This window comes from Archangium lipolyticum, assembly GCF_024623785.1.
GTDB lineage: Bacteria > Myxococcota > Myxococcia > Myxococcales > Myxococcaceae > Archangium > Archangium lipolyticum.
In genome coordinates this window covers 138181-149754 of the sequence record NZ_JANKBZ010000019.1, presented here as the reverse complement: position 1 = coordinate 149754, position 11574 = coordinate 138181, and the positions used below count along the sequence as shown (strand labels likewise).

Genomic DNA, 11574 nt, shown 5'->3' with positions numbered 1-11574 from the left:
GTGGTGAGGACGGGGGAGAGAGACCCTCACCCCGTCCCTCTCCCAGAGGGAGAGGGTTATTTGGCTCCCTTGGGTGCCTGGGTCTCTTCCGGCTTCGTGAAGGGCACGTCCTGCACCGGCAGCTTCGTCGCTCCCGGCAAGTCGTAGTGCCACCACTCCATCTTGTTCTTCTTGAAGCCCGCCCCCTCCATCGCCTCCCGGAGGATCTCCCGGTGCTTCCGCGAAGCTTCCGTGCCCCCCGCGTACCCGTGGTGCGCCGCCTTCTCGAATGAGTCGAATGGCGTCGGCATCTCCACCTCGCCACCATCCAGCGTCACCAACGTCAGGTCCACCGCCGCTCCCCGGTTGTGGTTGCCCCCCTTCTTCGGGTTCGCCACGTAGCCCGGGTGCGGGTAGATCTTCCACATCTCCCACTGCACCGCGATCGGCCGGTAGCAGTCGTATACCTTCAGCCGGTATCCCTGCTTGCGCAGCGTCTCCGCCGCCTTCGCCAGCCGCTCGGCCGCGTCCGGCAACAGCAGGCACCTCGCCCCGTCCGGATACACCTTCCTCTTCAGGAAGTTGTCCGGCGTGGCGTACTTCATGTCCACCACCAGGTCCTTCACCTTCTCGGTGCCGTCCACCAGCGGCCCACTCCCCGCCGCCAGCCACAGCCCCAACGCCACGCTCGCAGGTCCCGCCATCTCTCAGGCTCCCTTTACGTACGGCGTGGGGTCCGCTACCCCCGCCTGCTCGAATCCACGACGCCTCAGCACGCAGCTGTCACACCGTCCGCACGCCCGCCCCTCTGGATCCGGGTCGTAGCAGGAGTGTGTCATCCCGTAGTCCACGCCCAACTTCACACCCGCCTGGATGATGTCCGCCTTCGTCATCCCCGACAGCGGCGCGTGCACCTTGAAGCGCGTCCCCTCCACCCCCGCCTTCGTCGCCAGCGTCGCCATCTGCTCGAACGCCCGGATGAACTCCGGCCGGCAGTCCGGGTAGCCGCTGTAGTCCACCGCGTTCACACCGATGTAGATGTCACTCGCCCCCACCACCTCCGCCAACCCCAGCGCCAGCGAGAGGAAGAGCGCGTTGCGCGCCGGCACGTAGGTGATGGGAATGCCGTGCGACATCTCCCCCTCCGGCCGGTCCTTCGGCACGTCGATGTCCGCCGTCAGCGCCGAGCCGCCCACCTGCCGCAGATCCACCGTCACGATCCGGAAGTCCTTCACGCCCATGGCCTGCGTCACCCGCCGCGCCCGCTCCAGTTCCACCGCGTGCCGCTGCCCGTAGGACACCGCCAGGCACACCGGCTCGAAGCCCTCCGCCTTCGCCATCGCCAGGCAGGTGGTGGAGTCCAGCCCTCCCGACAGCAACACCACCGCCTTCTTACTTACCGCCATTGAAGTGCCGCTTCCCTTCCACGCCGTACACCGCCGTGCACGACGTCACGCATTTGCACTCAACGCTCTTCCCCGGCAGGAACACCACCTTCAGCTCCCCGCAGGCCCGCTCGGCGTCATAGCCATTCAACGTCGGGCCCGGCACCGAGCCATCCGGCAATCCTCCATCCGTCAGGTTGGCGCACCGGCTGCCAATGGCCCGGTCCTGGCTGTCGCTCAGCACCACCACCGACATCGATTCCTCTATCTCCGCGCCCTTGCAGCCCTCGCCACAGCTCGGAATCTGCGCCCCGGCCCGGTGGGTCGTCACGTACCGCTGTGTCGGAGCGTCGAAGACCGCCTTGCGCGAGAAGCCGTCGATGGTGAACCACACCCCACCGTCCAGGCTGTCTCGCGAGAAGGTGCCCGAGAAGGCGAAGCCCCCGTCCACCAGCCGGTTGAAGTCACCCCCGTCCCGCTTGCAGTCCGTGAGCGCCCAGTTGGCCTGGGCCTGGAAGTCGAAGGTCCCGATGGTCAGGTCCCCCGGGTACACCGTCTCGGGCACGCACGCGGCGGCGACCGCCACCGCGAGCACGGGGAGCGATATGAGGAGCAGGCAACGTCGGGATGCGGGCATATAGGGTCGGGCAGGTTACACGGTCTCCAGCGCGGCAAGGGCCACCTCGCGGAACGCCGTGCTCGTCCGCAGCACCGCGCCCACGTCCACCGTCCGGGGATCTCCCCCGCGGACCTCGGCGGACAGGTGCGCCACCACGCGCGACGCCGCGAGCGACGCCGGCACGGCACGGAAGGCCGCAACCGCCGCCTCGTCGAAGCCGGGCACCGGACCGGGCCGGGCGAGCGCCTCGCCGGATGCACCCAGGCAGAGGGCCAGTGCACAGAGATAGCCCAGCTCCACCACCCCGAAGCAGGCCAGCGCACCCGCCCCCAGCACCAGCTGGTCCGGCGTGGCGAGGTACGCCTCCACTCCACCCGCCGGGTTCAGGTAGACGCTCAGGTCCTCCACCCCCAGCCCCTTCAGCGTGGGCCGCAGCACCGCGTGCAGGCGCGGCATCTGCTCGTCCGTCACGGGCACCGCGTCCGGAGGCAACGCGTGGGCGAAGCCCTCGGGCCGGGCCACCGGAGACAGCGTCGCGGCCGACGCGCTCGCCGTGCTGGACACGAGCGCCGCACCGAAGCCGTCCACGCGCGCCACCTCGCGGGGCACGTCGTCCCAGGCCGCCAGCGCCTCGGCGTACAGCGTCCACCCATCCGCGTCCACCGGCTGCTGCCGCAGCAGCTCCGGCCAGAGGTGGATGGCCAGCGCCGAGCCCTCGTACGTCGGTGACAGCCTCTCCGCCACCAGGCGCTTCGCCTCCGGCGACAGCTGGCCCGCCTGGTAGAGCCGCTCGGCCAGCCGCACCGCGAACACCACCAGCTGCGAGTCCAGGTACTTGCGGAGGATCTCCTCCAGCGCCGCCGGCTCCTCCGTGAGCCGCTCGCGCAACTGCAACGCCTCGCCCGTGAGCCCCTGCGCCTCGGCGATCCTCGCGCGGCGCTCCAGCCGCTCCGGAGTCTCCGGCAACAGCTTGAGCTGCTCCGCCGCCTCCGGCAGACGGCCCAGGGCCTCGTAGGCCTCGGCCAGACGCTCACGCCACAGCCCCATCGCCGCCGGGCCCGCGAGCATGGCCGCGAGCTGCTCCGCCACCGCCACGAAGCGCGCGTGGTTGCGCGTCTCGTCGTAGATGGGCAGCAGGAACTCCAGCGCACGGATGGTGCCCGGCGCGTCCTCGAGCGCCCGCTCGAAGGCCTCCTGCGCGCGCGCCTTTTCACCCGCCCACATCAGCATGTCGCCATGCTCCACGTGGAGGCCCGCGCGAAGCTTGGGCTCCGTCTCCAACAGGATGAGCAGGCCCAGCGTGTCCGCCGCGTCCGCCATGCGGCCAGCGTCCCGCTGCAAGCGGAAGCGCTCGCGCAGCAGCTTGCCGCGCCGCTCCGGCCAGCCATCCGCCGCCTCGGAGAGCGCCTCGACGCGCTCGTCCAGGGGCAGCTCCCGCACCAGCTCGAGCACCGCCTCGGACAGCTCCGCGGGGCAGCTCCCGAGCTCCGGCAGCAGCTTCCGCAGGCGCTCGGAGAAACCCGGCAGGGCCACCAGCGACTTCAGCGCGCGCAGGCGCGGCTCGGCCGCGGCACCCGGTGCGAGCAATACCTCGCCCCGCAGCTCCGTGGACAGCGCCGCGTCCGTCTCCGAGAGCAGGTCCGCCAGCCGCAGCAGTCCCTCCCAGTCGTCCTCCGCGCGCAGGCCCGAGACCAGGTCGGTGATGTGCGCCGCATCCGCGTCCGGCTTCTCCACCAGCGCCCAGAGCGCCTGACGGACACGCGCCGAATCCCCGGCGCGCTCGGCGAGCGCGAGCGCCCCCAGCAGGTCGCCGGACTCGAGCGCGGGGCCGAAGCCCACCTCGACGGCGCGCGCGGGAGCACCCAGCCGGTGGAAGCGCTCGGCCAGCTCCGCCGGACTCAGCGCGTCCTGGGTCTCGGTCGCCAGACGCTCCAGCACCTCGAGGGCCTCGGCGCGATCGCCCGCGGACTCCCACAGGTCGGCCGACTCCAGCAGCAGCGCCGGACGCTCGGCGGAGTACGCGAGGCGCGCCGCCTGCAACAGCGCCTGCGCCGCACGTCCCGGCTCTCCGGACACCTGGTACAGCGTGGCCACCAGCCGCAGCGACTCCAGGTCGGCCTCGATGGCGACGGCGGCCCGGGCCGCTCGCAGCGCCTCCGGAAGACGCTTCGCGGACTCGAGGTCGCGTGCCGCGGACAACAGCAGCTCCCGGCGCTCCGTGTTGGGCAACAGCTCCGCCCGGGCCAGCCGCACCTCGGCGAGGCGGCCCGGCTCGTCCGTGAGCAACGGCTCCAGGGCCTCCAGCGCCTCGGCGTAGCCGGCACCGGAGGTACCCCGCGCCACCACTGTCTCCAGCGCCTCGCGGGCGACGGACTGACGGTCCGAGGCACTGGCCAGCGACGCCAGCTCCAACCGCAGGAGGGAGGCCTCGTCCGCGTCCTCCGTCTCTGGAATCAGCCGCTCGAGCGCCTCCAGCAACGCGGCCGTGTCTCCCCGCTGGCGCAAGCCCACCACCCGCGCCCGGAGCGCGGCCACGTTGGACGGGTCCGCCTCGGCCGCGCGCTCCCGGAGGGCCGTGGCGCGTCGCGGATCATCGAGCTGGTTCGCGGCGACATCGGCGGCCGCCAGCAGCAGCTCCGCGGCGCGCGAGCCCCCGGCGGCCTGTGCCCCCGCCTCGTAGACGGCGAGCAGGTCCGAGGGACGGCCCAGGGCGCGCAGGCCCACCACCGCCCGGTCGATGATGTGCGCGTCCGCGGGACGCAGGCGCGCCAGGTGCAACAGCGCGTCGATGGACTCCTTCGGGTCCTCGAAGAGGTCCGCGGCGCGGCGGTACAGCACCTCCGCGGTGGCGGCGTCCGCCTTGCGCGCGAGCTTCAACGAGGCGCGGTACAGGCCCTTGGAATCCCCCGTGCGGCCGTACACCTCGGTGAGGAGGGACAGCGCCTCCTGGCCCCGCGTGCCCTCGGGGTCGAGCGACACCACGGCCTCGAAGGACTCCGCCGCATCGCGGAGCGCACCCGAGGACAGCGAGGCATGGCCGAGCCGCAGGTGCGTGCGCACGCGCACCGGGACGGGGAGCGAGTCGCCTCCGGCGGCGAGCAGGCGCCGGTCATACGGCTGGGCCGCGGTGGGGCCACCGCCCTCGGCGGCCAGCTCCGCGCGCGCGGCGAGCGCGTCCACGTCGTTTCCGGCCTTGGAGAGGTAGTCGTCGAAGGCCTCGGCGGCGAGCAGCGCCTCCCCCGCCTCCAGCAACATGTCCGCGCGCTCGCGCAGCAGCGGCAGGGCCGCCTCGGGCTCCAGGGCCGCGGCACGCAGGGAGAGCAGCTCCGCCTGGCGGCGCACGTCCCCGGTGGCACGGGCTCGCAGCAGGTGGAAGGCCTCGGCGCTGGCGGGCGCGAGCTCGAAGGCCCGGTCCTCGCACAGCAGCGCGCGCTCCAGCGCACCGGCCTCGCGGAACGCCTTCGCGGCGGCGAGGTAGCTCTCCGCGGCCTCGACGGGCATCTGCCGCTGCGCCCGGCGCAACATCAGCGCGGCGAGCGACTGGAGGTCTCCCGTCTCGGAGAGCCACGCACGGTGACGGCCGTAGACGGGCTCCAGGAAGGGGTTCGCCTCCAGCAGCAGGCCGTCGAACTCGGCGGCGTCCTCCTCGCGCCCCATCTCGTGGAGCAGGTCCGCCGCCTGACGGGTGAGGTCCAGGTCGTCCGGCCGCGCGGAGCGTGCCGCGAGCAGCGCGATGACGGCCGCGTCCGGACGCCCGGCGTGCTCGCGGTAGAGGGTGGCGGCGCGCAGCAGCAGTTGCGCGCGGCGGGCGGGCTGCTCCTCATGGGAAGCGGAGTCCTCGAACCAGGCGGCCAGCTCGGCCACCCGCCCCTCGCGCTCGAGCAGCTCGCACAGGAGCGTCTCGGCCTCCTGCAGGGAGCGGTCGTGGCGGAGCGCCTCGCGCAGGAAGCCCTCGGCCTTGCCGGAGTCGTCCAGCACGTCCAGGTGCAGCTTCGAGAGCCGCAGCAGCGACGTGGCCTTCTCCCGCGTCCCGGGCAGCAACGGCAGGGCGCGCTCCAGCCAGCGGGCCTCGGCGACGGTGTCTTCCCGGCGCACGGCCAGCTCGATGCCCATGCGCGCCGTGTCGAGCTGCTCGGACAGCGCGAAGGCCCGCTCCAGCGCGGCCTCCGCCGCCGGCAGGTCCAGCTTCGCGTCGCGCAGCATCTCCGCGCGGTGGCGCTCGTAGGTGGCGGCCTCGTCCTTCCGGTCCTCCTTCTCCAGGAGGAAGCGCAGTGCCTCCAGCGAGCGCAGGGACTCGTCCACCCGGCCCGACTCCTCGGCCAGGCGCGCGTGCTCCGCGCAGGCGGCGATGGCGCCGTCGAGGTCTCCCGCCTCCTGGCTGAGCTGGGCCACCACCTGGAGCTGGGCCACCAGCTCGGGGACGCGGCCCGCGTCGCGGTAGAGGTTGGCGAGCGACAGGTGCAGCGGCAGCGGCTCCTCCGCCATCTCCGCCGCGCGCGTCAGCAGGGAGGCGGCGAGCGAGGAGTCGGCCAGCGAGTCGCGGGCCCGCTCCGACAGCGAGACGAGGCGCTTCGCCGTGTCCTCGGACGGAGGCAGGGCGCGCGCGTGGGCGACGAGCACCTCGAAGGAAGCGCGAGGCTCGTCCTTCTCCAGCAGCGCGGCGAGCCGGAGCACGGCGACTTCATTCAGCGGGCGCTCGGCGAGGAGGCGCTTGTACGCGGACACCGCGCGCCGCGAGTCCCCGAGCTTCTCCGCGAGCGCTCCCAGGCGCAGCCAGGCCTTCTCGGCGCGCTCGGGCTCGGTGGCGAAGTCGGCGGCGGCGGCGAGCTGCTCCTGCAGGGGCAGCGCCTCCTTCACGTCACCGTGGAGGAAGAGGAGCTCGGCCAGCTCGGCGAGCTGCGCGTCCCGCGCGGGGACGAGGGCATGGGCACGGCGGGCCAGCTCGAGGGCCCGGGCCATGTCCCCGGCGGCACGGGCATGGGAGATGCCCTCTCGCAGGAGGGTGGCGACCTCGGCCGGAGGAATGTCGCTCGCGCCGACATCGAGGAGCTTCGCGGCCTCGGCGGAGTCCCCACGGCCCGCGACGATGGCCACCAGCCGGCGGCGCACGTCGAGGTTGTCGGGAGCCAGGCGCACCGCCTGCCGCAGCGCGGCCTCGGCGGCCTCGGGCTGCTCCAGGCGCTCCAGGTGGAGGGTGCCCAGCTCCGCGTAGAGCACGGCGGCCTCGGCGGGCGGAGCGTGCGGGGCCTCGGCGGCGATCAGGTCCGCGAGGCGTGCCCAGTCCTCCAGCTCGCGCAGCACGCGCTGAAGCGCGGTGGTGGCCCCGGCATGACGCGGCGCCAGGGTGAGCGCGGACTCCAGGCTGGCGGCGGCCTCGGGGAGGTTGCCCGCCTTCTCCAGCAGGCGCGCCCGCTCCAGCAGGGCCTCCACGCGGCGGGGCACGGGGCCCTGGCGCGCGGCCTCGGCGAGCGCTTGCGCCTCGGCGTCCGGCCGCCCGTCGCGGCGCTCGAGCGTGGCGAGGGCGAAGAAGGCATCGCAGCGCTCGGCCGGGGAGAGCGGGAGCGCCGCGGCGGCGAGCAGGGCCTCGCGGGCCGGAGCACGCGCGTCCTTCTCCACCAGCGTGTGGGCCAGCGCGAGCAGGCGCACGCGGGCGCGCTCGGCGAGCTCCGGCTCGGAGGTGACGACGTTGCGCCACGCGGCCAGCTCGTCCACGTCGTCACCCGCCTCGCGGGCGAGCGCGGCGATGGCGAGCCACAGGGGCGCGGGCCGGCGGGAGAGCTTCGTGGCCGCGAGGAAGTCATCGCGCGCGGACTGGGAGCGGCCCGCGTTTCGGTGGAGGGCGGCGCGGCGGGAAAGCAGCTCGGCGCGGGCATCGCCCTCGGAGGCGGAGATGAGGGTGCCCAGCAGTGAGAGGCGCTCGGTCTCCTCCTGGGGAGTGCCAGTGCCTGGCGGGGGCAGCAGCTCCAGCAGGGCCTGCGTGGCCCAGGTGTCGTGAGGCTCCTCGGCGAGGAGGCTGCGCAGGGCGTCGGTGGTCTCGGCGGTGCGGCCGAGGGCGAGGGACAGCTCGGCCAGCTCGCGGCGGGCGGAGCGGCGCGCCTCACCGGAGAGGCGCGGCCACAGCGTGACGAGGAGGTCGGCCAGCGGCTCGCGCGCGCCCGCCTTGCGGTGGAGGCCCGCGAGCTCCACCTGGGCCTCGAGGTCCTCGGGGGCCAGGGTGCAGTACTGCGCGAGCAGGCGCCGGGCGGCATCCGCTCGGCCCGCGCGCACGGCGGCGGAGGAGGCGCGGCGGGTGAGTTCCAGCAGCTCCTCCTCGCGCAGCGCGTCCGGGTCCGCCGGAGGCAGGGCCAGCACGGCCTCGAAGTCCTCCAGCGCGGAGCGTGCATCCGCCTGCAACCGCAGCTCGCCCCGGCGCATGCGCGCGGGAGCGAAGGAGGCGTCCCGCTCCAGGGCCTCTGCGAGGAAGGCCTCCTCGCGGCTGGTGCCCATGGCGAGCACGGAGGCACGGAAGAGGAGCTTCGAGCCCGCGCGGGCGTCCGTCACCAGCGCGGCCTTGCGCGCGAAGAGGCGGGCGGCCTCCAGCTTCTCGCCGCGCTCCAGCTCCAGCTCGGCGAGCGCATCGAGAGCCTCGGCGGCCAGCGGGCCAGAGGGGCTCGCGTCGAGGGCCGAGGAGAGGCGCAGGAGGGCCGGGCCCTTCTCTCCGCGCTCCAGGAGGACGCGGGCGCTCTGGAGGAAGAGGGGCGCGGCCTCGGCGGAGCGCTCGGCGGCGACGAGGGCCTGGGCACGAGAGGCCCACAGCTCGGCCAGCTCGCGCGTCTCACCGGCCTCGGTATAGAGGGCCTCCAACCGTGAGGCGAGCGCGTCGTCCAGGCGGCGCAGAGGGAAGGCCTGGGCGTAGGCGGCGATGGCGGCCTCGCGGTCCCCCATCTGCTCGCACGCGCGGCCCAGGCGGGAGCGGATGTCCGCGAGGCGCTCGGGAGCGGTGGTGCGCGGCAGGGTGGACAGCAGCGTCTCCAGCGCGCGCCGGGCATGCTCGGGGCGCTCGCAGCGCAGCGAGAGGTCCGCCAGCTCCAGCAGCACGGCCTGGTCCGGGGAGAGACGCGCGGCCTTCTCCAGGGCCACCAACGCCTCGCCGAGGCGGCCGAGCCGCGCTTCCAACACATTGGCCAGCTCGCGCAGCGCCGCCGCCGCGAGCCGCTTGTCACCCTGCGCCTCGGCCACGCGCGCCCGATCGTCGAGGGCGGTGGCCAGGCCCGCCATGTCCGAGCGCTTGCGCTGCAAGGCGCACAGCTCGCCCAGCGTGGGCAGGTCGTCCGGCTCCGCCTTCAGCACCTCCTGAAGGGCGGTGGCGGCGAGGTCCAGGTCGAAGGCGAGGTCGCGCGCGGCCACGGAGAGGCGGCGGTACTTCTGCGCGCGCTCCTTGGGCTCGGGGGTGAGGCGCGCGAGGGCGGAGAGGCAGCGGGTGAGCAGCCCGCCATCGCGGCGCGCCTCGGCGAGCGCCAGCATGGACTCCAGCGCGGGCTTGTGGTCCGGGTCGGCCTCCAACGCGGAGGTGAGGAGGCGCTCGGCCTTCTCGGGCTGCTGCAGGCGGCCGCGGAACAGCTCGCCGGCCTCGGCCCAGAGGGCGGCACGGCGGCCGGGCTCCTCGTGGACGGCGGCGGCCTTCTCCAGGGCCTCGGCGAGCTCCTGGGCCCGACCGGTGGCGCGGAAGTACGGAATCAGCTCGTCGAGCGCGGCGCCATCGCGCGGATCCAACGCGAGCGCGGCCTCCAGGTGCTCGCGGGCGCGGGCCGGGTCGCCGAGCTTCGTGCGGTACAGGCGCGCCAGGGCGTGGTGGCTGCGGTGCGCGGCCTGGCGGATGGGCTCGGAGCGCGGAGCGGGGCCGGCCAGCTCCAGCGCCTGCTGGTAGCCGGCGAGCGCCTCCTGCATCTTCCCCAGCTTCTCGGCCACGCGCGCGGTGGCGAAGAGGGGCTCGGGCTCGCCGGGCAGCAGCGACGTGGCCTCGCGGTAGCGCAGCAGCGCGTTGTCCGGCTGCTGGAGGCCCTCTTCCCAGATGCGGCCGGCGAGCAGGTTGGCGCGGCCCACGCGGTCCAGCTCGTGGCGGGCCATGGCCACCTCGCGCAGGCGGTCCAGGGCCTTGAGGGCGCGCAGGTGCTCGCCCCCGAGGTGGCACAGCTCGCCCAGCAGCAGCAGCGCGTCCGGCTGGTCCGGCGAGAGGCGCAGCGCGGCCTCGCAGTGCAGGCGGGCGCCAGCGACATCGTCCTCCGTCTGGGCGCACAGGCGCGCGAGGTGCACGTGCGCGTCGGCGGCCTCGGAGGGATCTCTCGCGAGCGCGGCGATGCGGCGGTAGGCGCGCACGGCCCCGGCACGGTCGCGGCTCTGGTCCGAGGCACGCGCGAGGGCCTTGAGCGAAGGCAGGTGGTCCGGCTTGAGGCCGAGCACCTCGTGGAGGGCCTTCACGGCCACCTGGGGCGCGTGGTCGCGCGCGGCACGGGCGGCGGACTCGGCGGCGAAGAAGGCGGAGGACTCCTCGGAGGCGCGGCGCGCGAGGGCGCACAGCGCGAGGTAGCGCTCGGCGGCGCGAGCGTGCTCACCCCGGCGCTCGCGCACCACGGCCTCGCCCCAGAGGGCGGCGGGGCTGCGCTCGCGGCGGCGCAGCAGCGTGGCCGCCACGTCGAGGGCCATGTCGTGCGCCTGCGGATCCGCCACGAGGAGCGACAGCAGCCGCTCGGCGGCGAAGGGGTGGGCGTCCTGGGCGTCACCGGCCTGGAGGTAGGCGTCGCGGGCCTCGGCGAGCTTGCCCTGGGCGATGAGGGCCTCGGCGTCGGCGAAGGCGCGGGCGCCCTCGAGGGCCAGCAGCAGCTCCTCGTCGGGCGGCGAGGGAGGCGGCAGTCCCCCGGCGGAGAAGCGCAGGCGCAGGCCCGCGCTGCTCACCTCGACGGAGGAGAGGCGCGCGGTGTCCAGCACGGGCATCTTGAAGCCCCGGCTGACGGCGGACTTCTGGCACAGCGCGGGCAGCACGCGGGTGGAGAAGCCGGTGGCGCCGCGCACCTCCACCTCGGGCAGCAGGCCCAGCTCGGCCACGGTGGCGGCGATGAGGCCGGGCACCTGCACCGACGGCGTGGAGGCGAAGCCGTACAGGCGCACGTCGTAGAGGTAGAGGGCGAGCCGCTCGCCGTCCGCGTCGAAGGCCATCTTGAAGGTGAGCGGGGTGCGCTCCGGGGCCTGGAGGAAGGCCTGGCCCTCCAGGTAGCCGGGGCGGAAGTGCAGCTTCAGGTTCTCGAGCCCGGCCACGCGTCCGGCCAGCTCGGCCACCTTGCGCGTCACCAGGTCCGCGTCGACGTGCAGCTCCAGGAAGCCGAAGAGCAGCTTCTTGCGCTGGTAGCGCGAGGCACCCGCGCTGACGTTGAAGGGGAAGGTGACGTCCGGAATCTGCAGCGCGAAGTCGGCGATGGACAGCCCGGGCGCCAACTCGAGGGGCGGAAACCCCACGAAGGCGCGCCGATCCAACAGGCGCAGCTCGGGGGCGGCGGCTTGCGCTTCGGACGCGGGCTTGGGCGAGTCGCTGTCGGTGGCCATCTGCGGGGGCTTCTA

4 protein-coding genes are annotated in these 11574 nt (G+C 74.3%); all 4 read right to left on the bottom strand.

Going from position 1 to position 11574, the window contains the following annotated elements; genetic code table 11:
• Positions 1-56: 56 nt before the first annotated feature.
• The 4 genes from ddpX to NR810_RS32865 are packed head-to-tail and all read right to left on the bottom strand — an operon-like array spanning position 57 to position 11559.
• A complete protein-coding gene (gene ddpX / locus NR810_RS32880; RefSeq protein ID WP_257458392.1) occupies positions 57-683 on the bottom strand; it encodes a D-alanyl-D-alanine dipeptidase in 627 nt (208 codons plus the stop codon).
• Between the two features lie 3 nt (positions 684-686).
• A complete protein-coding gene (gene queC, locus NR810_RS32875) occupies positions 687-1385 on the bottom strand; it encodes a 7-cyano-7-deazaguanine synthase QueC (protein WP_257458391.1) in 699 nt (232 codons plus the stop codon).
• Positions 1372-2001 carry a hypothetical protein gene (locus NR810_RS32870; RefSeq protein WP_257458390.1) on the bottom strand — a complete coding sequence of 210 codons (630 nt, stop codon included), beginning with the start codon at positions 1999-2001 and terminating at the stop codon, positions 1372-1374. The genes queC and NR810_RS32870 overlap by 14 nt, the downstream gene beginning before the upstream one ends.
• A 15-nt stretch (positions 2002-2016) precedes the next feature.
• Positions 2017-11559, bottom strand: coding sequence for a tetratricopeptide repeat protein (locus tag NR810_RS32865; protein WP_257458389.1), 9543 nt, complete (start codon positions 11557-11559; stop codon positions 2017-2019).
• Positions 11560-11574: the final 15 nt, after the last annotated feature.